At 71.2% G+C, this 20,988-nt stretch carries 21 protein-coding genes; 12 read left to right on the forward strand and 9 right to left on the reverse strand.

Going from position 1 to position 20,988, the window contains the following annotated elements; genetic code table 11:
• Positions 1 to 264: 264 nt before the first annotated feature.
• The 6 genes from OOJ98_RS27690 to OOJ98_RS27715 all read left to right on the forward strand — a co-directional run bounded on the left by OOJ98_RS27690 (position 265) and on the right by OOJ98_RS27715 (position 6,241).
• A complete protein-coding gene (locus OOJ98_RS27690) occupies positions 265 to 1,560 on the forward strand; it encodes a PAS domain S-box protein (protein WP_267057761.1) in 1,296 nt (431 codons plus the stop codon).
• An 87-nt stretch (positions 1,561 to 1,647) separates the two neighbouring features.
• Positions 1,648 to 1,821 (forward strand): hypothetical protein, encoded by a 174-nt coding sequence (locus OOJ98_RS27695; RefSeq protein WP_267057763.1) that lies wholly within the window; start codon positions 1,648 to 1,650, stop codon positions 1,819 to 1,821.
• 311 nt (positions 1,822 to 2,132) lie between these two features.
• Entirely contained in the window at positions 2,133 to 2,399 is a 267-nt protein-coding gene (locus OOJ98_RS27700) for a hypothetical protein (protein WP_267057764.1), read from the forward strand.
• A gap of 408 nt (positions 2,400 to 2,807) precedes the next feature.
• Positions 2,808 to 3,293, forward strand: coding sequence for a MarR family winged helix-turn-helix transcriptional regulator (locus OOJ98_RS27705; RefSeq protein ID WP_267057765.1), 486 nt, complete (start codon positions 2,808 to 2,810; stop codon positions 3,291 to 3,293).
• A 77-nt stretch (positions 3,294 to 3,370) separates the two neighbouring features.
• Entirely contained in the window at positions 3,371 to 5,077 is a 1,707-nt protein-coding gene (locus tag OOJ98_RS27710) for an MFS transporter (RefSeq protein ID WP_267057766.1), read from the forward strand.
• A gap of 183 nt (positions 5,078 to 5,260) precedes the next feature.
• Positions 5,261 to 6,241, forward strand: coding sequence for an AraC family transcriptional regulator (locus tag OOJ98_RS27715; RefSeq protein WP_267057767.1), 981 nt, complete (start codon positions 5,261 to 5,263; stop codon positions 6,239 to 6,241).
• Positions 6,242 to 6,363: 122 nt separating this feature from the next.
• Here the strand turns inward: OOJ98_RS27715 and OOJ98_RS27720 are convergent, their stop codons facing one another.
• Positions 6,364 to 7,296, reverse strand: coding sequence for a LysR family transcriptional regulator (locus tag OOJ98_RS27720; protein ID WP_267057768.1), 933 nt, complete (start codon positions 7,294 to 7,296; stop codon positions 6,364 to 6,366).
• Between the two features lie 458 nt (positions 7,297 to 7,754).
• On the opposite strand from OOJ98_RS27720, the gene OOJ98_RS27725 reads away from it, so the two are divergent.
• Together OOJ98_RS27725 and OOJ98_RS27730 are read left to right on the forward strand one after the other, a co-directional pair.
• Positions 7,755 to 8,957: a serine hydrolase gene (locus OOJ98_RS27725; RefSeq protein ID WP_267057769.1), complete on the forward strand. Its 1,203-nt coding sequence runs from the start codon at positions 7,755 to 7,757 to the stop codon at positions 8,955 to 8,957.
• Between the two features lie 124 nt (positions 8,958 to 9,081).
• Positions 9,082 to 10,041, forward strand: a complete 960-nt coding sequence (locus OOJ98_RS27730; protein WP_267057770.1) for an SDR family oxidoreductase — start codon at positions 9,082 to 9,084, stop codon at positions 10,039 to 10,041.
• A 45-nt stretch (positions 10,042 to 10,086) separates the two neighbouring features.
• On the opposite strand, the gene OOJ98_RS27735 is transcribed toward OOJ98_RS27730, so the two are convergent.
• Positions 10,087 to 10,872: an alpha/beta fold hydrolase gene (locus tag OOJ98_RS27735; protein ID WP_267057771.1), complete on the reverse strand. Its 786-nt coding sequence runs from the start codon at positions 10,870 to 10,872 to the stop codon at positions 10,087 to 10,089.
• Positions 10,873 to 11,034: 162 nt separating this feature from the next.
• The gene (locus OOJ98_RS27740) at positions 11,035 to 11,484 is read right to left on the reverse strand and encodes an OsmC family protein (RefSeq protein WP_267057772.1); all 450 of its coding nucleotides are present in this window, start codon (positions 11,482 to 11,484) and stop codon (positions 11,035 to 11,037) included.
• A 279-nt stretch (positions 11,485 to 11,763) separates the two neighbouring features.
• Between OOJ98_RS27740 and OOJ98_RS27745 the strand changes: the two genes are divergently transcribed.
• Complete coding sequence (locus OOJ98_RS27745; RefSeq protein ID WP_267057773.1) at positions 11,764 to 12,138, forward strand: VOC family protein; 375 nt, start codon at positions 11,764 to 11,766, stop codon at positions 12,136 to 12,138.
• Positions 12,139 to 12,141: 3 nt separating this feature from the next.
• Here the strand turns inward: OOJ98_RS27745 and OOJ98_RS27750 are convergent, their stop codons facing one another.
• The gene (locus OOJ98_RS27750) at positions 12,142 to 12,978 is read right to left on the reverse strand and encodes an MOSC domain-containing protein (RefSeq protein WP_267057774.1); all 837 of its coding nucleotides are present in this window, start codon (positions 12,976 to 12,978) and stop codon (positions 12,142 to 12,144) included.
• 257 nt (positions 12,979 to 13,235) lie between these two features.
• Here OOJ98_RS27750 and OOJ98_RS27755 point away from each other — a divergent pair, with 257 nt between their 5' ends.
• Positions 13,236 to 13,472, forward strand: coding sequence for a DUF397 domain-containing protein (locus tag OOJ98_RS27755; protein WP_267057775.1), 237 nt, complete (start codon positions 13,236 to 13,238; stop codon positions 13,470 to 13,472).
• Positions 13,473 to 13,562: 90 nt separating this feature from the next.
• Positions 13,563 to 14,501, forward strand: a complete 939-nt coding sequence (locus tag OOJ98_RS27760) for a helix-turn-helix transcriptional regulator (RefSeq protein WP_267057776.1) — start codon at positions 13,563 to 13,565, stop codon at positions 14,499 to 14,501.
• Here the strand turns inward: OOJ98_RS27760 and OOJ98_RS27765 are convergent.
• The 5 genes from OOJ98_RS27765 to OOJ98_RS27785 all read right to left on the reverse strand — a co-directional run bounded on the left by OOJ98_RS27765 (position 14,498) and on the right by OOJ98_RS27785 (position 19,862).
• Positions 14,498 to 15,310 (reverse strand): SAM-dependent methyltransferase, encoded by an 813-nt coding sequence (locus OOJ98_RS27765; RefSeq protein WP_267058266.1) that lies wholly within the window; start codon positions 15,308 to 15,310, stop codon positions 14,498 to 14,500. The genes OOJ98_RS27760 and OOJ98_RS27765 overlap by 4 nt on opposite strands.
• A gap of 197 nt (positions 15,311 to 15,507) precedes the next feature.
• A complete protein-coding gene (locus OOJ98_RS27770; RefSeq protein WP_267057777.1) occupies positions 15,508 to 16,047 on the reverse strand; it encodes a hypothetical protein in 540 nt (179 codons plus the stop codon).
• A 202-nt stretch (positions 16,048 to 16,249) separates the two neighbouring features.
• Positions 16,250 to 16,435 carry a hypothetical protein gene (locus OOJ98_RS27775; protein WP_267057778.1) on the reverse strand — a complete coding sequence of 62 codons (186 nt, stop codon included), beginning with the start codon at positions 16,433 to 16,435 and terminating at the stop codon, positions 16,250 to 16,252.
• Between the two features lie 498 nt (positions 16,436 to 16,933).
• Entirely contained in the window at positions 16,934 to 18,787 is a 1,854-nt protein-coding gene (locus OOJ98_RS27780; protein ID WP_267057779.1) for an FAD-dependent monooxygenase, read from the reverse strand.
• Positions 18,788 to 18,947: 160 nt separating this feature from the next.
• On the reverse strand, positions 18,948 to 19,862 hold the full coding sequence (locus OOJ98_RS27785) for an AraC family transcriptional regulator (RefSeq protein WP_267057780.1): 915 nt from the start codon (positions 19,860 to 19,862) through the stop codon (positions 18,948 to 18,950).
• Between the two features lie 103 nt (positions 19,863 to 19,965).
• On the opposite strand from OOJ98_RS27785, the gene OOJ98_RS27790 reads away from it, so the two are divergent.
• Positions 19,966 to 20,922, forward strand: a complete 957-nt coding sequence (locus tag OOJ98_RS27790; protein WP_267057781.1) for an MBL fold metallo-hydrolase — start codon at positions 19,966 to 19,968, stop codon at positions 20,920 to 20,922.
• Positions 20,923 to 20,988 lie beyond the last annotated feature (66 nt).

Below are 20,988 nucleotides of genomic sequence, written 5' to 3' on the forward strand. Positions count from 1 at the left end.
GGCGTATGTGTCGGAGCGTGGTCACCCGCACACTCAAGGGGACCACGCGACAGACGCCCGCAATGCCACCAAGGACGCCTGCCGTTCAGGCAAATGCCTGAGTCGCAGGCCGCGTTGGCGACCGCGAACGTTTTCCGAGCACCCGCATCCGGCCACCATTCGGCCGAGAACCGAGCATGCGCGGGACCGGGACGGGATACCCATCGCCCTGTGACAGTGCGTCAGCCGATTGCGTACGGATTGCCTACGGACGGAGAGACCGCTGTGAACGACTCCAGCTTCAAAGCACTGCTCGAAGACCTTCCCGTCTTCTGGTGGGAGGTCGACGAGCCGTGGCAGGTACGCGAGCGGGGAGGCGGCGCCTTCGCCGACACGGGCACCGCGCAACGCTTCCTCGACCGGATGCGCCAAGAACTCGCCGGCCCCGGACACCCACCCCGGGACGGCCGCTGGCAGGCCAGGTTCGACGGACGCACCTTCGACGTCAGCCGGCACCTCGACGAGAACGCCACCGCCGGCCGCACCCGCGGGCTCGCCGTCGAGGTCGACGCCCACCCCGAAGCACCCCGCCGGTACGCCGCCTTCGCCGACCTCGTCGACCTGGCCCCCGCGGCCGCCTTCATCCGCGACCGCCACGGCCGCTACCTGTGGGCCAACCACGCCTACGCGCACCTCTACGGCACCGTCCCCGAGGACGTCGTCGGCAAATTCATCGAAGACCTCGACGCCCCCGCCGAATCCGCCCAGTTCCGCGCCCTCGACCAGGAGATCCTCACCCGGGGCACCCCGGTGCGCCACACCCTCGACTACCGGCGCCCCGACGGCAGCGCCGGCCAGGCCGTCGGCCACCGCTTCCCCGTCAGGGAGAACGCGCACACCTGCGTCGCCGGGATCTACGTGGACATCACCGACCACCTGCGCGCCACCGTCCAGCGCCAGGAGGCCGAGGACAGCCTCCAGGCCCTCCGCGACCACAGCGGCCTGCCCTGCGCCCTGCTCTCCACCAACGGGCGGGTGGTCGAGGCGAGTTCGGCAGCCGCCGAACTGTTCCAGCTCAGCCTGCCCGACCTGGTCGGCCGCCGCGCCCACACCCTGCTCGCCCCCGAGCCCGGCCTCGACCGGCTGCACCGCAGGTGGAACGGGCTGATAGCGCGCCGCACCAGACGCGTCGAGACCTACGCCGTGCTCATCGACGCCCACGGACGCCAGCGCCGCGCCCAGCTCCACCTCACGACGGTGGGCCACTCCACGGCCCGCGCCCGCCATGTCTGGGCGGTGATCACCCACCAGAGCCTCGCCCACGAGGCCCACCCCTCCCTCACGGCGGCGCAGGTCCGCATCCTCTCCCTGCTCGCGGAGGGCAGCAGCAACGGTGACATCGCCACCTCCCTGAACCTGTCCCGGCAGACCGTCGACTACCACCTGAGCCGGCTGCGCGACCTGCTGGGCGCCGCGACCCGCCCCGCCCTCGTGGCCCGCGCCTACGTCCTCGGGATCCTCGCCCCCCGGGCCTGGCCCCCGCGCTCGGCGACGGCGGCCCATCCGCTGAGCACCGCCTGACCCCGACGGCGGCGCCGGCGCCCCCATGGGGGTTCCCGCTGATGAGAAGGGGCACTCGGAGGGCATCAACCGGATAGGGGAGATGCCATGTTGGCCATAGGCGCGGCAGTTCTGTTCGTGATCGCGTTCCTCATCAACGCTGCGGACATGTCGACCAACCACGTGTTCACGTCCACGAACGTCATGCTGCTCGGGCTGGCCGCGCTGGCCCTCCACGTGGCGGGCATCGGCGCCGGCTGGTCCGGGCGCCGCCGACGCTGAGCCGGACCACCCGACGATCCGCCCACCCCGAGGGCGGCGCCCGTCCCTCCCCGAGGGCCCCGGGCGCCGCCCTCGCCCGTTCTTTCCGCGTATGACATGTCCCCCGCACTTGTAGCCGTTCCGGGATTGGACAGAGCGGAGAAGTACGCAGGAAAGAGGGGGGTCGCATTTCTGGGGGCGCGCGTGGTTTAACTCGCAACTGCTTCATGCTCCCGCGCGCCCGAGCAACACCCGTATTCCGTCGGGGCATCGGTGATAAAACTGTCGTTGTCCAACTCGTCGGACGGTGTTAAAAACAGAAAGGTGGAGTCATGATTGAAAACGTCAAGCGGGCGATCGCTCTCGGTGCTGCCACGGCCGCACTCGCCGGAGGAGTGGCTTTCTCCTCGGTCGGTGCAGCTGAGGCGGCGCCCCAGCACACGGTCGCGGCCGCGGCTCACGGCAAGGAGAAGTGCCACGTGGTCAAGGGGTACTGGACCAAGACCTGGCACAAGGCCACCCGCGACCGGCACGGCAAGGTGCACCCGGGGTACTGGACCAAGACCTGGCACAAGGCGCACAAGGTCTGCCATCGTTAATCCCGCCCGGCTCGCGCAAAAAGTTGGCGAGCCGCCGCTCAAGAGCTCATAAAAAACGGCACGGCGTCACCCGTCGGAAAAACCGACGGGCGGCGCCGCGCCGTTTTGTTTGCGTATATTTCTGTGAATTGACTGTGGGTGGATCGGTCCGCGGGAGGGGGTGGCATTCAATGGGGCCGAGGGGCGGTTATTCCAGAGCTTGACCTTTTGTTCTGGAGCTTGTTCTGCAACCGTTCAAGGAAATGCCGCGTCCAGAAAGGACGCTCGTCGGCCCGCCCGAGAAAAGGGACAACGGCCGGGAGCCGCGCGGTCGCGAAGGGGGCACCCGGGGGCGCACGGTGCCATGCGCCCCCGGACCGACCCGGTCCCTATTGTTACGACAGCTTGATAAGCCTATTGTAACTATCCATGGATCACGTCATACCTCCCACGGACAAGGCGCAGGACGCACGGGGCGCCGGGGGCACCGACGACCCCGGCGAAGTGGCGGCGACGCTCCGACTGGCCGTGGGCCGGATCGCCCGGAAACTGCGGCGTACACACGCCGTCGGCGACACCACACTGTCCGAGGTGTCCGTCCTGGCCCGCCTGGAGCGGGACGGACCGGACTCACCGGGAGCGCTCGCGGAACTGGAACGCGTCAGGCCCCAGGCCATGGCCACCACCCTGGCCGCCCTCGAACAGCGCGGACTCGTCAACCGGGAGCCCGACCCGTCCGACCGCCGCCGAGTCGTGATGACGGTGACCGAAGCCGGACGCACGGTCATCCTGGACCGACGGTCGGAGTCCGTACGCGGTCTCGCCCACGCGATCGAGGACGAACTCACCCCCGCCGAACGGCGCCAACTCGTCGACGCCCTCTCCCTGCTCGAACGACTGGCGGAACGACTGTGAGCGCCAAGGGGCCCACGCCCGACGGCCCCCCGCCCAACAGCCCCGCAGGCAGGGCTACTTCCGGTGCCCGCACGGGCATGAGCACCCCACCCCCCAGAGAACGCGACGACCGCTCCAAGGGCGACCGCTCCCAGGACGACCGCTACAAATGGGTCGCCCTCTCCAACACCACCCTCGGCGTACTCATCGCCACGATCGACGGCTCGATCGTGATCATCTCCCTCCCCGCCATCTTCCGAGGCATCGGACTCGACCCCCTCGCACCGGGCAACATCGGCTACCTGCTCTGGATGATCCTCGGCTACCTCCTCGTCTCCGCCGTACTCGTCGTCTCCCTCGGACGCCTCGGCGACATGTTCGGCCGAGTCCGCATGTACAACATGGGCTTCGCGGTCTTCGCCTGCGCATCCCTCGCCCTCTCCCTCGACCCCTTCAAGGGCGGCAGCGGCGCACTCTGGCTGATCGGCTTCCGCATCGTCCAAGCCGTCGGCGGATCGATGCTCACAGCGAACTCGGCCGCCATCCTCACCGACGCCTTCCCGACCCGGCAACGCGGCATGGCACTCGGCATCAACCAAATCACCGCCCTGGCAGGCCAGTTCCTCGGCCTCATCGTCGGCGGCCTCCTCGCCACCATCGACTGGCGGGCCGTCTTCTGGGTCAGCGTCCCCATCGGCGTGATCGGCACCATCTGGTCCTACCGCAGCCTGCGCGAGACCGGCAGCCGCAGGCCCGGCCGGATCGACTGGATCGGCAACCTCACCTTCACCGCAGGAGCAGGTGCCCTGCTGGCATCCATCACCTACGGAATCCAGCCCTACGGCGGCCACTCGACGGGCTGGACCAACCCCCTCGTCCTCGGCGGACTCGGCACCGGCCTCCTGCTCCTCATCATCTTCTGCATCGTGGAGACCCGCATCGCCGAACCGATGTTCCGCCTCTCGCTCTTCCGCAACCGGGCCTTCGCCGCCGGCAACATGGCGGCACTGCTCACCGCGATCGCACGGGGCGGCATGCAGTTCATGCTGATCATCTGGCTCCAGGGCATCTGGCTGCCCCTGCACGGCTACGACTTCGAGCGCACACCCCTATGGGCCGGCATCTTCATGCTGCCGCTCACCCTCGGCTTCCTCATAGCCGGGCCCGTCTCGGGCTACCTCTCGGACCGCTTCGGGGCACGGCTCTTCTCCACGAGCGGGCTGCTCCTGGTCGCCTGTTCCTTCCTCGGACTCCTCGCCCTGCCCGTCGACTTCTCGTACCCGATGTTCGCCGGACTGCTGCTCCTCAGCGGGATCGGCCAGGGCATGTTCTCGGCACCCAACACCTCCGCGATCATGGGCAGCGTCGCGCCGGAACAGCGCGGAGTGGCATCGGGAATGCGCTCGACGTTCCAGAACTCGGGCACCGCCCTGTCGATGGGCCTCTCCTTCTCGCTGATGATCGTCGGGCTCGCCGGATCGCTGCCGCACGCCCTCACCGGCGGACTCCAGGCACAGGGCGTCCCGACGGGCACGGCGGAACAGGTCGCGGGTCTGCCCCCGGTCAGCACCCTGTTCGCCACGTTCCTCGGCAACAACCCGATCAGTCATCTGCTGGCGCCCAGCGGGGTGTTGGACACCCTGCCCGCGCATAACGTCGCCGTCCTCACCGGCCACAGCTTCTTCCCCGAACTGGTCTCGGGCCCCTTCCACGACGGCCTCGTCACGGTGTTCGGCGTGGCCACGGCCATGTCCCTGGTCGCGGCCCTCGCATCGGCACTGCGAGGACGGCGCCCCGCCTCCTAGGGAACCCGCCTCCCAGGAGGCCCGCCTCCCAGGAGGCCCGCCTCCCAGGAGGCCCGCCTCCCAGGGGAACCGCCCCCTGGGAGGCCCGAGTTGTACCCCAAGGAGGGATCTGTTCCCGACTCCCCGGGGCGGCCGTCGGGCTCGCCTTGCGTCCGCCGTCCGACCGGATGTAGACCCGTCATCATGTTGCCCGAAATCACGTTCCGCAGTTCCGGCATGCCGCCCGCCCAGCGGTTCGAGCGCTGGCGGGACCTGATGTCGCAGACACACGCGCCCATGGACATGAGCAGCGAACACGCCGACGACTTCTGGGTCAACCAGCGGAACATCCTCCTGGACGACGTAGCGGTGTACCCCATGGAATGCCACCCGCTCACCTTCCGCCGCACGGCGCGGCTGATCAAGAAGTCCGACCCGGAGGCCTACCACCTCTCGTACGTGGTCCGCGGCTCGGGCGCGATCACCCTGGGCAAGGAGACGGTGGTCCACACCGCGGGGCACTTCCACACCAGCGACACCTCCCGCTCCTTCGACCTGAGCACCGGCAGCGACCCCGTCGAGATCGTCGGCGTCGAGATCCCGAAGGCGCTCCTCCCGCTGCCGAGGGCGGCGGCCGACCGGGTCATCGGCCGGAAGATGTCGGCCTCGAACGGCATGGGCGCCCTGTTGGCCACGTTCCTGGGCCAACTGGCCCGGGACAGCCGTTCCTACCAGCCGGCCGACGGCCCGCGTCTGAGGACGGTGCTGGCCGACCTGGTCGGCGCGCTCTTCTCCGGCGCCCTCGACGACGACCGGTCCCTGACACCGGAATCCCACCGCAGGGCCCTGACCCTGCGCATCAAGGCCTTCATCCGGAACAACTCCGACGATCCCCGCCTCGACGTCGCGTCGATCGCCGCCGCCCATCACATCTCGGTCAGCTACCTCCACCGTCTCTTCCAGTACGAGGGCGACGGCACGACGGTCGCGGGCTACCTCCACAAGCATCGGCTCGCGCAGGCCCGCCGGGACCTGGCCGACCCGGCGAGCAGTGGCGTCCCCGTCCATGTCATCTCGGCCCGGCGGGGATTCGCCCATCCGGCGACGTTCAGCCGGGCGTTCCGCGACGCCTACGGCACGACCCCGACGGCGCTCCGCCGACAGTCCCTCGGCCTCCCGGTCTGACAAGGCGCGGGACGACCGCCAGCCGTCAGCCGTCGCTGGCCTACAGCCAAAGCGAACGGTCACCTGACAAATGTCAGTTACTGACTGTCAGTTACTGACTGACGGCTGACGGCTGACAGTCGTCAGCGTTCCATAGCCCAGGTCGGGAGCCAGACGGGCCCTTCGGGCTTCGGGAGGGTCGCGAGGTGGTCGATGATCCCGCGCAGCCCCGGGTGGGGATTGGTCCGGGGCAGGAGGAGCGAGAGCGGATAGGCGATGGCGGGGTTCACCAGGGGGATGCGGCGCAGATCGTAGGTGGCCGGCCAGATGTAACGGTCGCGCGCCCCCACCAGGGTCGCCACGTCCGCCGACTCCGCGAGGGTGTCGAGGAGTACCTCGTCGCCGAAGTGCGGGCCGGCCGCGTCGATGCGCAGATCGAAGGCGGCGGCGAGCTGGTCGTAGAACTCCGCCCATTCGCTGAGCGGCGCGATGCCCGGCACCCAGATCCGGTGCCCGCGCAGTTGCTCCGGGGTCAGCCGCCGCGCAGAGGCGAGCGGATGGCTGGGGCCGACGAGCAGTTCCAGGGGGGAGTGGAACGCCGGGATCATGCGCACATCGGGCGGGAGCAGCGCCGGGTCGGTGACGGACCGGAACGAGGCATCGACGTCGCCCGCCTCGACGGCGGCGACCGCCGCGCGAGGATCGTCGACGCGGAGGGTCACCACGTCGAGATCGGTCCCGGGCCGCGAGCGCCAGTACGCGTGCAGGACCACGGCCTGGGCGCTGCGCCGGCCGAGTACGTCGACGCGGAGGGCACGGGAGCCCGGCCTGACCGCGGCGACGGCCCGCTCCACACCGGCGACGACGGCCCGCGCGTGAGGGAGGAACGCCTGGCCGTCGAGGGTCAGCTCGACTCCCCGGGGGGTCCGTGCGAACAGGCGCACCTCCAGGGTGCGCTCCAGCGCGGCGATCCGCTTCGAGACCGCCTGCTGAGTCACGCCCAGCTCGCCGGCCGCATGGTGAAACTGCCCGAGCTCCGCCGCCCGGACGAACGATCGCAACGCCTCGGTGTCCACCCGGCCACTCTAGACGCGCCCAACCATGGGTTGTGACGGACGCGGTCCCGGTTGTCGGACGTGAGCGTCACGAGGCGGTGTCCCAGCCGCGCCCCGCCCTGCCCGAAACCACCGGTTGTTCACCCATACCGGGGACGACCGCGGCGCGGGGCCTGACCGGAGTCACCCGGGACAGTCGCAGGGGCCGCCTGCCGTGAGCCGGGCGGAGGGGGAGCGGCGGCCAGGTCGACCGGCCGGGCCGACGGCCAGGGCCCTGGGCGAGGGTCCCGGAAGGGGCCCCCGCCGCCGCGACCGGCCGGGTCCGCCGCCCCGGCCGGGTCCGCCGCCCCGGCCGTGGCCCCGAACGAGTGGACTCGCCGCACCGGGGTTCACCGCGAACGCCCCGCACGGCGTCCCGTGGTCATGCTGCGTTCCGACCCGCGACTGTGATCGTGCCCGTGACTGAAAGAGGCGTTCCCATGCGTCGTATCCCTCGCCGCCGGCTGCTCGCCTCCACGCTGTTGGTGGCATCCGTGCTGGCCCCGACGACGCCGGCTTCCGCCACGCCCGGCCACACCGCGATCGCCGCGACCGGGCACCACCAGGACGACCACGGACACGGCGGCCTCGGCACGGAGCTGACCGCCCGCCTGGACAAGGCGATCGCGCAGGTCAGGCGGCAGGCGAACATCCCGGGTGCCATCGTCGGGCTGTGGATGCCGGGCAAGGGCAGCTACGTACGCGCAACCGGCGTCGCCAATACCGCCACCCACCAGCGGATGGCCGTCGACTCCTACGTACGGATCGGCAGCGAGACCAAGACCTTCACGGTCACCGCGCTGCTCCAGCTCGTGGACGAGCACCGCGTCCGGCTCGACGACCCGATCGCCAAGTACCTCCGCGGCGTCCCGAACGGCAGCCGGATCACGCTGCGCCACCTCGCCGAGATGCGCAGCGGTCTCTTCCCGTACAGCTCGGACCCGGACTTCATCAACGAGCTGCTCAGCAACCCGGAGCGCTCGTTCACGCCGCAGGAAGTGCTTGCGTACGGCTACAAGCACGACAACACGGCGGCGCCGGGACAGCAGTTCCAGTACTCCAACACCAACCTCATCCTCCTGGGCCAGGTGATCGAGAAGGTCACCGGTCACCGGCTCGCCGATGTCATCCACCACCGGGTCCTCGGCCCGTCGCACCTGAACAACACGCTCTTCCCGCGCGGCGCCGAGTTCCCCATGCCCCACCCGCGCGGCTACACCGACCAGACGCTCAGCGGTGACGTCGCCGACGCCACCGACTGGAACCCCAGCTGGGGCTGGGCGGCCGGCGCGATGATCTCGGACCTGCACGACCTGCACCACTGGGCGAAGACGGTGGCGACCGGGGAACTGCTCAGCCGCCACACCCAGCAGGAGCGGCTCAAGACGCTGCCGACCGGCTTCCCCGGCACCACCTACGGTCTCGGGATCCTGGAGACCAACGGCTGGATCGGCCACAACGGCTCCATCCCTGGCTACGAGACCGTGACGGTGTACCTGCCCGAGCAGAAGGCCACCCTCGTCGTCATGATCAACACGGACATCACGGTCCAGGGCCAGGAGCCGTCCACGCTGCTCGCCCGCGCGATCACCCAGGTCGTCACCCCGGACCACGTCTATGACGGCGCGGTCGTGGAGAACTAGGCCGGATCGTCCGGATCGCTTGCGCCGGCCGGGGCCTGCGTGACCCTGGTGTAAGAACGGCGTCGCTGGGAACCGGGAGGGCGGTGGACCACCTCACCCGCCCCACACCCCCGGGAGCAGCAGCATGAACCCTCGACGTAGTCGCTTCGGAGGCCGTACCGCACTCGTCACGGGGTCCTCGCGCGGCCTCGGCCTGCTCATCGCCCGGGAGCTGGCCGCGCGGGGCTGTCGCGTCATGCTCTGCGCCCGCGACGGGGCGGAGCTCGCCGCCGCGGAGCGGACCCTGCGGGCCACCGGGGCCGATGTCGCCTCCGTCGCCTGCGACATCACCGACGCCGACGCGCCCCAGCGGCTGCTCGACGCCGTCCACGAACGGTTCGGGCGCTTGGACCTGCTCGTCAACAACGCCGGGATCATCCAGGTGGGCCCCATGGAGGCCTTCGGGGAGGAGGACTTCCGCGAGGCCATGGACACGATGTGCTTCGCCCCCCTGCGGATCGCCCTGGCGGCGCTGCCCGACCTCCGCGAGAGCGGGCAGGGTTCGCTGGTCACCATCGCGTCGATCGGCGGCCGGATCGCCGCCCCGCACCTGCTGCCGTACGTCACGGCGAAATTCGCCGTGGCCGGGTTCTCGCAGGGGCTGCGCGCCGAGCTCGCGGGCTCCGGCGTCAGCGTGACCACGGTGTTCCCGGGCCTCATGCGCACCGGCTCGCACACCGCGGCCCGCTTCCACGGCCGGCCGGGTGCGGAGTACGGCTGGTTCGGCGCGGCGGCCACCCTGCCCCTGCTCTCCATGGACGCCGAGCGCGCCGCCAGGGCCGTGGTGCGCGCCGCCGAACGCGGTAGGCCCGAGCTCGTCCTCACCCCGGCCGCCAAGGTCGCCGTACGCCTCCAGGGACTGGCGCCCACCTCCATGACCCGCCTCCTCTCGGTGACGGACCGCGTGCTGCCCGGGGCCGGGGACCGCCCACGGCGTGACGTACCCGGCGCCGAGGCGGCCGGACAGTCCCGGCTTCCGCGCTGGGTGACGACGCTGGGCGACCGCGCGGGCCGGCGATGGGGCGAACCCCGCCCCCACAACTAGCCATACTCGTACGTCAGTTGACCCGCGGGGTGTCGCGTCGGCACGTCAGCGGGCGAGGAACCCGAGGATCGCCGCGGCGAGTTCGGCAGGCGCGTCCAGGGCGATGAGGTGGGCCGCGGTGGGGAACTCGACCAGGGCGGCCCCCGGTATCCCGGCGGCGTACCGGCGGGCGATCTCCTGGAAGTCGGCGACGTCGAGGCGCCCGATCCCCACCAGGGTGGGAACGGCGAGGGTGGCGAGATCGCCCCGGGCGCCGCCCTGGGAGTGCTCGTCGACGACGCCCTGGTTCACCAGCGACGTGCGTATCGGAGCGCGGAGCCCGTCGGCGAGCCCCGGGGCGACGTCCGCCCAGTCGCGGTCCGGGCCGCGCAGCCACATGTCGAGGTTCACGTCGACCGCGGTGTCGAGGTCACCTGCGGCCAGGGCCGCCGTCTCGGCCTCGTCGTACGCGATCATCTCCGCCGACCAGTCGTATCCCGGCCACGGCGGCGCGAGCAGCGTCAGCGACCGTACGTGCTCCGGGTGGGCCAGGGCGAAGTCGGCGGCGACCCGGCCGCCCCAGGACGCGCCGATGAGGTCCACGGGTCCGAGCCCGAGGTGGCCGAGGAGGCGCCGCAGATCCTCGGTCTCGGTGAACGCCCCGGTCGGCGGCGCGGATACGCCGAATCCGCGCAGGTCGTACCGGATGACGGTGTGCAGCTCCGCGAGGGCGGGCACCACGGCGTCCCACATGTGGTGGTCGGCGACGCCCGCGTGCACGAGCACGACGGGCGAGCCTTCGCCGGTGACGGTGTAAGCGAGATGGCCGAGATCGTCGGCAAGGGTGAGCATCCGAGGATGATCGCAGGTCACGATGGCCGAAGCCATCGCATTGAGGGGGCAGGCGGAGGGTGCGACCCACCGCCGCGGCGGGGGGAGTTGTGGCGCGTGCGCCACGGCCCTCGAAGCCGAGCCGACCGGGGCGTCAGGTCCAGAGCCCCAGGACCTGACGCCTCAGGCCCCTTCGGTCGTGTCGGTCGTGTCGGCCACGGTCGCGACGACCGGCGTACCCGCCTCGACGGTACGGCTCACGGTGCAGAGCCGGTCGTGCGAGGTCTTCACGGCCCGGGGCAGGATCGCGCGGGCACGGTCGCCCGACGGGCCGTCCGGGAAGGCGGCGGTGAAGGTGACCACGAGGTCCGACATCCGGTTGCCGTCCTCGTCCTCGACCTTGTGGCCGGTCACGGTGAGGGAGAAGACGGTCGGTTCGGTGTGGCGGCTCGTGGCGACCTCCACGTCGGCCGCGCTGCAACCGCCGATCGCCGCGAGAAAGAGCTCGACGGGCGTGAAGTCGGTGCCCGAGCCGGTGCCGAAGGTCACCGTCCCTCCGCGTGAGTTGGTCGCGGTGAACAGGCCGGGGCCGGCCCGCTCGATACTGACGGAACGCAGCGAGTTGTCGGTCATGGCGACGACGGTAACGCCACGCCCGGCGAACCGTCCGCATGCCGCGCCCGCCCCGCGCCCGCCGGGCGGCCCCGGCCCATGACCGGAGGGCGTGCCCGGCTCCTGACCGGAAGGCGCGACGACCGGCCGTCGCACGCATGCCGGACCTCCGGCCGGCTCGTGTGCCGAGGGGGTGTCACCTCCCCGGTGTAGGGTCCGCGCATTCCCGGCCGCGCGATGGGTACGCCCACTCCCGTACGCGGTTCCACGGAAGTGGACGACGAACGAAGGGTGTTGGACGTGATCCGAAAGCTTCAGGCCGTCGCGTTGGACTGTGCCGATCCGGCACGGCTGGCCGAGTTCTACGCGGAGCTGCTCGGCGGCCGTGTGGTGGCCGACCCGGACGATCCCGGCTGGGTCGAGGTGCACGGGTTCGAAGGGACGCCGATCGCCTGTCAGCGCGTGGACGGATACGCGCCGCCCGAGTGGCCGGGGCAGCAGCGCCCGCAACAGCTCCACCTGGACTTCGACGTGGACGACCTCGACGGCGAGGAGAAGCGGGCGCTGGCCCTCGGCGCGACCGTCCTCGAGCGGACCGACCAGCTCCACGCGGACGCCAACTGGCGGGTCTACGCGGACCCGGCGGGCCACCCGTTCTGCCTCTGCTTCCACTGAGCCTCAGCCGACGGTCACCGCGTCGCCCACCCTGACGGTGCCCGGCTCCAGGACGTCCAAGTACACGCCGAGGCAGGACAGCCGGCCCAGGGTGAGGACGGGAACACGGTGCTCGCGGGCGACCGCCCGGGTGATGCCCGGGTCGGCGGGCAGGTCGTGGTGGGCCAGGGACGGCACCACGCACCGGGGCGTGGGCACGGTCACCCGGAACAGGACCTCCCCGACGCGCACGGTCCGGCCCACCCACGCGTCCTCGGGGAAGCCCGGCCCGCCGGGTACGTCGGCCACCAGGTTGGGGCGGAAGCGGCGGGCGTCGAAATCACCGGCGGGGTGCGCGGCCCGGAGCCGTTCCAGGGACGCGGTGGTCACCAGGTGGGCCATCCCGAAGTCGAAGAAGCTGCCCGCCGCGACCCCTCCGGCCGTGACGCTCGTCCCGGTCGCGTCGACGTACGCCTCCTCGCGCACGACGTCCGGCACTCCGCCCTCGTACTCCGGGACCGCGCGCTCCAGAGTGGCCTTCAGCGGCGGGCGGTCCGACAGCGTCACCTCGCGGCCCAGCAACGTCGAGAGCCGCAGGTCGAGTTCGGCGTCGCCCGCGTGCAGGGTCGTGCCGTCCGGCAGCTCCACGCGGGGCGCGCCCGCTCCGTCCCAGCTGCTGCGGCAGGCCAGCAACCCGCCCCATTTGCGCGGGTGTTTGACGCTGCCCACCGCGCCGGTCGCGTCGAGCACGGCGTACGCGCGATCCCCGGCCAGGCCGTGTTCGGTGACCCGCATCTCACGTCCGGCCTCACCGAGCATGGACTTGACCGGGTATCGGCGCAACGCCGTGACGGTTCCCATGTGTTGATCATGCGGTTGATGCGCCGGAGGGGGCAAGGGCCGCCCATCGCCCATCGAAACCCTTGCCGGGGACGGGAATTGCCCACTTTCGAGGGACAGTACGGATCGTCGTGACGTCGCTACGATCGGCGGCACTCCAGGGGGCCATGAAATTTCAGCGGCGGGGGAACGTCTCCGTCCGGGGCCCGCGGTGAGGTGCACGGGGCGCGGCGCCAACCGGGGAGCCGCGCGGCTCGGGTCAAGGAAGGCGGCAGACGATGACGGACTACGACAACGGTGTACGGGCCGACGCGATCGCGGGTGCGACATGGGTGAAGGCGACGGCGAGCGACGCCTACAACGACTGCGTTGAAATTGCGCGGCTGTCCCGGGGCGAGGTGGCGGTGCGCAACTCCCGCTTCCCCGAGGGACCCGCGTTGATCTTCACCTCCTCCGAACTGGCGGCCTTCCTCGACGGGGCGCGCAACGGGGAGTTCGACGGCATGGTTGGCTGAAATGCCGTAGCCGCGGGTTGTGGTGGCCACCGTGGTTCCTCAGGATGGGGCGCGTACCGGCGAGGGTCGCCGTGCGCTGGAGGAGTCAGGGTGGCCGCACGCGTGCTTGATCCGGTTCCGGACGAGGGGGCTGAAGACCGCCTCTCGGGTGTGGCGCCGCCGGCACGGGTGCTGGGTCTGCGGCTGAGCGCGATGCGGGCCGCGGCCAACCTGCTCGGCAAGGACGTGGTGGCCGCCGGGGCGATCAGCTCGGCGTCGATGCTCAGCCGGTACGAGACCGGCAGCAGGGACGTCAAGCCGGACCTCGCGACGGTCCTGCGGCTCGCCGAGCTCTACGGCCACGCCGACAAGGAGTCGCTGCGGACGCTCACGCGCCTGGTGGACGACACGCAGCAGCGCCGCTGGTGGACGGATTACAGCGACGTGGTCGACGCGTCCTTGAGCCAGCTGATGATCGTCGAGAGCGCCGCAAAGGAGATCCGTACCTACTCCGGATCCCTGGTGCCCGGCCTGCTGCAGACCCCCGAGTACGCCCGCGCCATCATGCGGGTGCCCTACACGGGCAGGCCCGACCATCCCGCGATCAAGCGGCGGTGGGAGGTGCGGCGCCGGCGCCAGGAGGTCCTGGAGCCGCCCGACGCACCCGACTACTCGGCCGTGATCGCCGAATCGGTGCTCCGCGCGTGGGTCGGCGGACGCAAGGTGATGCGGGGGCAGTTGCGGCACTTGTTCAACCTCGCGGAGAACAGCGACCGGGTGCACATCCGGATCTTCACCGACCGTGCGTGGGAGAAGGTGTGCCCGCTGACGGTCGCGATGACCGTCTTCAAGTTCCCGGCGCCGGGCGATCCCGATTTGGTGTACCGGGAGGGGATGAACAGCGGCGGAGCCTGGCTGAGCGAGGCCGCCGACGTCGACCTGCACGCCGCCTCGATGCTGGAGCTGATCCAGCACAGCCTCGGCAAGGAGGAGACGCTGACGCTGCTGGACCGGCTCATCACGGGCTTCGCCGACGCGCCCCCGGGCTAGCCGCGGGCTGCGGACCCGTTCCGTACGACCTTGGCGACGCCGCCGTACTCGATCCATTCCTGGGTGGCCTGACGCGGCGCGATGTCGGTGTCCGGATACCAGGTGGACACCTCGACGGGCCGGTCGGCCTTCTGCAGGGCGAGGCCGTCGAAGTACCGTCCGACCTCTGCGGTGGAGCGCACCCGGCCCCATGTGCCGCCGGTGGTCTGCCGCATGAACTCCGTGACGCTGTCCCGGAGTTGAGCGTTGTCGCTGGTGAGCTGGGAGACGATCAGACAGCTCCCGTCGGGCAGCCGGTCGGCGACGTCCTTGACCAGCTGCCAGGGGTCGTCGTCGTCCGGGATGCAGTGCAGGACCGACACGAACAGGGCTGCCACCGGCTCGCCGTCCTCCAGCAGCCGACGCACCTCGGGGCGCTCGAAGTTCCCCTCGACGTCCCGCATGTCGGCTTCGATCACGGCGGTGGTCTTCAGGTCCTCGGCGAGCATGAGGCGGCCGTGCGCGTGCACGAGCGGGTCGTTGTCGATGTAGACGACCTGGGCGCCGGGCTGGCTCTCCTGCGCGACCTGGTGGACGTTGGGGCGGGTGGGCAGGCCGGACCCGTGGTCGAGGAAGCGGCGGATTCCGCACTCCTGGGCGAGGTAGCGCACCGACCGTACGAGAAAGGCCCGGTTGATGAGGGCCAACTCCCTTGTGCTGGGCGCCATTTCGAGGAGAGTTCGGCAGGCGGCCCGGTCGGACGCATAGTTGTCGGTCCCGTTGATGAGGAAGTCGTACATGCGCGCCACGCTGGGTGTGCTGACGTCGATGGAAATGGCTCTCTCCCTCTTCAGGCGCGGCCCGCTCAACCGGGCTGCGGTCGCTGCCGGTCGACAGGAGAGACATGCTAGGAGCGAGGGCGTGCGCCGACCAGTGCGCTCGGGGGTGACACGGGCGCACGGGGGAGCAAACCGGACGCCGCGCAACGTGGTGCGAACGGAACCGGCATGCACCCGGTCGGGACCGGTCAGGGCCTCTCGCCGCGGCCCGCTTCCCGCAGGGAGCTTCCGGGACGGGACGTGAGGAGACGGATCGCGCCGCCGAGCCCGACGGCGAACCGCGGCGCGTCCATCCCCATCACGGACGCCGCCTCGGCCACGGGCAGCCCCAGCCGGTAGCGCAGCACCAGCATGTCCGTCTCGTCCGGCGTCAACAGGCCCGCCGACCGCGGGGGTTGGGCGGTGTCGGCTATCCGGCTGCGGACCAGCGACCAGCAGGCCGCGGCTGGTGATGCCTCCCGCAGTACGAGGTGCCAACGCTCGGCGACGCCCTCCAGGGCGGCGCGGACGGTGAGGTCGGCCGCCTCGGGGCTGTGCAGCCGGACCCGCGCGTAGCGCACGTAGACGCCCTCGTACCGCATGCGGAACGCGTCGTAGGCGACCCGCGGGGCGTTCGCCGATCCGGGCGGCGGGCCCTGGAGGCGGGGCCTGAGGATGGTCGCACCCGCGGTGCGGGGCGCAACGGTTCGGCGTCCGGAGGGCGGGTGGGGTAAGTGGCCCGACGGCATCGGGACTCCTCGCGTCAGCGGCGGACATGAGCAACCGGTCCGGCCCGCCCGGCGGTCCCGGCGCGAGAACCGCGACGGTCAACGGCCGTGCGGGGACGGCACATTGACCGAAAACCGCGGGCGGGCGAACACCGCGCCCACCCCGCGGACCGCCAGGGACATCAGGCGGCCGCTGGGCGGCGCACGGGGTACTGCGAGCGCCCTACAGGCGTGTGACGCGCAGATAGGAGACCATCGTCCGGTCCGCCCAGGCCGCCGGGGCGGCCATCATCAGGGCCTCCGGCGGCAGGCCCTTCCACACCACTCCCGCCACCGTCGCGGTCACCAGGACCGAGGCCCAGCGGGCCGAGACGGCGAGGACGCCGACCACGGCGGTTTGGGCGATCACCTGCAGCGGAATGCTAAGGTCGGGCCGCTCCGGAAGCAGCGCGGCGACCTTCCGGTAGACGCGGTCAAGCACGTCGTCCTCCTAGAGATGGAAGCGTGGGAACGGACGCGTCAGGGCTTCGAGTCAGGCGACCAACCCCTCGGAGCCCTTACTCATGTCCGGGCACCGAACACAACCAGCACCGGGCCGGCCCCGCCATCGCGGGAAATCCCTGAAAACGCAACGGGCACTCCCACGCCACCTCAGCCCCATCGCCCCGTACCGCCACCATGCAGTCGTCGGCGTTCGGCATGCGTCTCAGCTGATCGGCAAGCGATCGCGATCGGTCAAGTACGGGCATGATGCCCGACGGTGAGGGCGGGCGCCCCTGCAAGCCGGTCGCCACGCACGCGCCCCCAAACAACCCGAACGTATGAACATGGAACAGCGTCACCCATCGTGCTCGCAATTTCATGGGGGAAGCCGCCCGAAGCGGTTGAGGGCGGCGTGGTGGGATCGTCACGCTCGCTTCGCCGGAGAACCCTGCGGCCGGCGCACACCGGCGCGCTGGGCGGAGACCGAAAGGGTGCCGAGGTATTCGGCCAGGGCCGCTTCGGTGCCGGCCAGCGGGAACCGGGCGCCGAGCTGACCGTCCGGCCGGATGACGAACCCGGTCGGGCCCTCCGGACGGTACAGCCGGGCGAACTCGCCCGCCGCGTCCAGATATCCGGGCACCGTCAGACGGGAGAGGTCACCGAGGGCGGGAGCGCCGCCGTCCGCCGCGGAGGCCGCCTCCCGGGCGACGACGGCGACCGTCCGCGTCACGACCGAGGTGCGGCAGGTCCCGGACGGCCCGGCGGAGACCTCGCCCGTGGCCGTCGTGGCTGCCGATGCGGTCGCGACGGCTTCGGCGGCCTCCGCCGGGGCCGCCATGTCGTCGGGGTCGCTGAGGTAGAGAACCACGACGTGGCCCGGACAGCCACGCAGGACGTCGAGCAGCCGCAGCCGGTACGCGGCCAGGGGCGGCGCGGCCAGCCCGCCGCAGTCCGGGGCGCGGTCACCGGGCTGGGGCGCGTCGGCCGGACCGTACGGCTTGGTACCGAGCGGGCCGTCACGGTAGCCAACCAACAGCTGGGCCTCGCCGATCATCTGGCGCTTCGGGTCGCCGTCGTCGTCATGGCCGCTGGTGGAGGAGTGCCGTACGGTCGTCCGGCCCACGACCTCCTCGCCCACCGGCCGCCGCTCGGCGTCATAGCTCGTGAGCAGGGCCGGGCCCGCCACGCCCCGCACGACCAGGGCGACCTTCCAGGCCAGATTGCAGGCGTCCTGGATGCCGGTGTTCATGCCCTGCGCGCCGGTGGGCGGATGGATGTGGGCCGCGTCGCCGGCGACGAAGACCCGTCCCTCGCCGTAGCGGTCGACGATGCGGTGGCTGATGCGGAAGACCGACGACCAGCGCAGGTCGGAGAGGGCCGCGGGGGCCGGCGCGAGCCGGTCGACGACGGCCTTAATGTCGGACAGCTCCGGGACCCTGGGGCCTCCCAGGCCGTGCGCCACCTTGTCGGCGGCGGGCACCGCGGCCGTCCCCGCCGTGGCCCCGGCGGGGACCGGGGCGGCGGGCCGAAGGGCGGTGCCGCGGCTGTCGAGCTCGTCGGAGAACCCGGCGGGCGTCAGCATCGACAGGCGGTAGCGACTGGCGCCGGGCAGCGGCACACACACCAGCGCGTCGTCGATGGAACCGTCGGCGGCGCGATGGGTGCAGCGCACGCTGTGGCCGCGCGGCATGTCCCAGTCCACTTCGACATCGGCCAGCATGTACTCCGCCGGGAGCGCCCCTCCTTCGAAGGACAGCCCCAGCCCCTTGCGCACGGTGCTGTGCGCGCCGTCGCATCCGATGAGGTAGCCCACCCTGAGCTGCTCCTGGGCCCCGGAGGCCGAGGTCAGACATGCGGTCACCCCGTCCGCGTCCTGCTCGAAGGAGGTGAGCTCCGTGCCCCGCTCGACCTGCGTGCCGAGATCCGCCAGATACTCCTCCAGGAGGCGTTCGGTCTCGTACTGGGGCAACGCGGCGAAACCGTACGGGACTTCGGGCGGCAGTTCGAGCGCGATCCGGAACTGCTCGACGCCGTTGACGTACGCCAGTTGGCCGCGCAGCGGAACCGCGGCCTCCAGGACATCGCGGATCAGGCCCATGCGGTCCCATATCTCCAGCGTGCGGGGCTGGATGCCCACGGCTTTGGCGTAGGGGAGGCGGGCCGGCAGCCGGTCGACGATGCGGCTGCGCACCCGGTGCCTGGCCAGTTCGGCCGCCGCGCTCAGACCCACCGGGCCCGAGCCCACGATCAGTACGTCGGTGGTGTCGGTGTGTGCCACGGGTACCTCCCGGCCCGTCGGGCCCCCGGACGCGATCCGCCTCCCATTGTCACCCCGCCCGACCAGCCCGTCGAGACGAACCGGACACCGCGAGGTCGGGCCGCATGGCGGGGGTTCCCTGCTCCTGCGTCCGCCGCATGGGATGCGTCACAGGGGCAGGTCAGCCCTCGATGCTTTCCCTGTACCGCCCCGGGGTGACCCCGAACTCGCGCTTGAAGGCGTGCGAGAAGGCGAAGGGGGTCGCGTAGCCGACCCGGCGGGCGACGGCGGCCAACGGATCGGGAGTGTCGCGGAGCAGGGCGGCGGCGAGGGTGAGGCGCCACCAGGTGAGGTAGGTCATCGGAGGGCTGCCGACCAGGGCGGTGAACCGGCGGGCGAGAGTGGGCCGGGAGACGCCCGCCTCGGCAGCCAGCCGGGCGATGGTCCAGGGAGCGGCCGGGTCCGAGTGCAGCGCCCTCAGGGCGGCGGCGGTCACCGGGTCGCTCAGCACGGCAGGCCATATACCGGCGGTGCTCTCGGACATCCAGGAACGGATCATGTAGACGAGGAACAGGTCGAGCAGGCTGGGCACCGCGATGCATGATCCGGGCCGTTGTGCGTCGAGCTCACGGCCGAGGAGATCGATCGCGGCGTGGAGTTCGGGATGGCTGCCCACGCGGTTCGGCAGATGGAGGACCTGCGGCAGCTCCGCCATGAGCGGGTGTACGCGGCTGCGATCGAGCCGGTACGTCCCGCAGAGTACCTCGACCTCCCCGCGCCCGCCCGGGAGTTCGCGAGGCGGTGCCTCGTTCAGTCGGCGCTCGAACGGCACTGCTCGCTTCACCGCCGCCGCATCGGGCGGCGAGTCGGCGAGTACGTGCCCTGTGCCGTGGGGCAACAGCACCGCGTCTCCGGCGCTGAGGGAGACAGGGGCGCCGCCGTCGGGCAGCAGCCAGCAGCCGCCCTTGAGTACGACGTGGAACCCCGCGCCGTCGTAGGCAGGGAGCCGGGCGCACCAACTCCCCGTCATGCGGACCCGGTTGGAAGAGGGGCGCCCGGTGCGTACGGCTGCGATCGCGTCACTCAGGACATCCATCGGCTCAGCGTATCTCCGCCCGCATCGACGTGAGACGAACGCGTATGTGCATGAGCCGGATACACATGGAGAGGCTCTGACCATTCTTCCTAGGGTCGAGTCCATGAGCAGCGAGAGCGTGCAGAGCATGGTGTTGGGGGATGTCGAGGTCATCCGGATCGTCGAGTGGCAGGCACCGTACGCGCCTGCCCGTGACCTGGTTCCGGAGTCGGACGCCGAGGCATGGCAGGACAACGAGGACTGGCTGGCGCCGCACCACTGGGACCCGGCCACTGACAGGGCCGTGGTCGCTCTGCAGAGCTGGGCCCTGCGCAGCGGTGGGCGAACCATCCTGGTCGACACCCCGGTGGGCAACGGGCGCGAGCGGCCCGGCTCACCTCAGTTCCACCACTGGCAGGGCGACTTCCTCGGGCTGCTCGCCCAGGCCGGCATCGCCCCGGGGGACGTGGACGTCGTCGTCAACACTCATCTGCACGGCGATCACGTGGGCTGGAACACGGCCGGGACCGAGGGAGAGTGGCTGCCGACGTTCCCGCATGCCCAGTACCTCATTCCGGCCGCCGACAACTTCCACTTCGGGCCCGACAACGCGTACGGGAACGGCCTGAGAGAGGACGACCGTCTGATCTACGAGGACAGCATCGCGCCCGTCCACCGCGCAGGACAAGCCGTGCTGTGGGACGGCACCCACCGCATCGACGATCACCTCACCCTGGAGTCGGCACCCGGCCACACTCCGGGATCGTCAGTGCTCCGGCTCGCGTCGGGGACCGACCGGGCTGTGTTCGTCGGCGATCTGCTGCACAGCCCGGTGCAGATCCTGCAACCCTGCTGGAACAGTTGCTTCTGTCTCGACGCCGCACTGGCCGCGGCCAGCCGCCGTCGGATTCTGGAGCGGGCCGCCGCCACCCGGGAGCTGGTGGTTCCTGCACATTTCGGCGGAGCCGGCGCGGTGGAAGTCCGCAAGGAGGGCGACGGGTTCACCCTCGGGCGATGGGCGGCGCACCGGGCGCACGTGGTTCGGGGCTCCGCCCACCACGACCGTCCGCGCAGCGCCTGAACAGGCCGTAGAGCCGTCCGGCGGGTCCAGTCACTTGACCCGCCGGACATCCCCAAGCCGACCGGG

It is taken from the genome of Streptomyces sp. NBC_00083, from assembly GCF_026343295.1.
Taxonomy (GTDB): domain Bacteria; phylum Actinomycetota; class Actinomycetes; order Streptomycetales; family Streptomycetaceae; genus Streptomyces.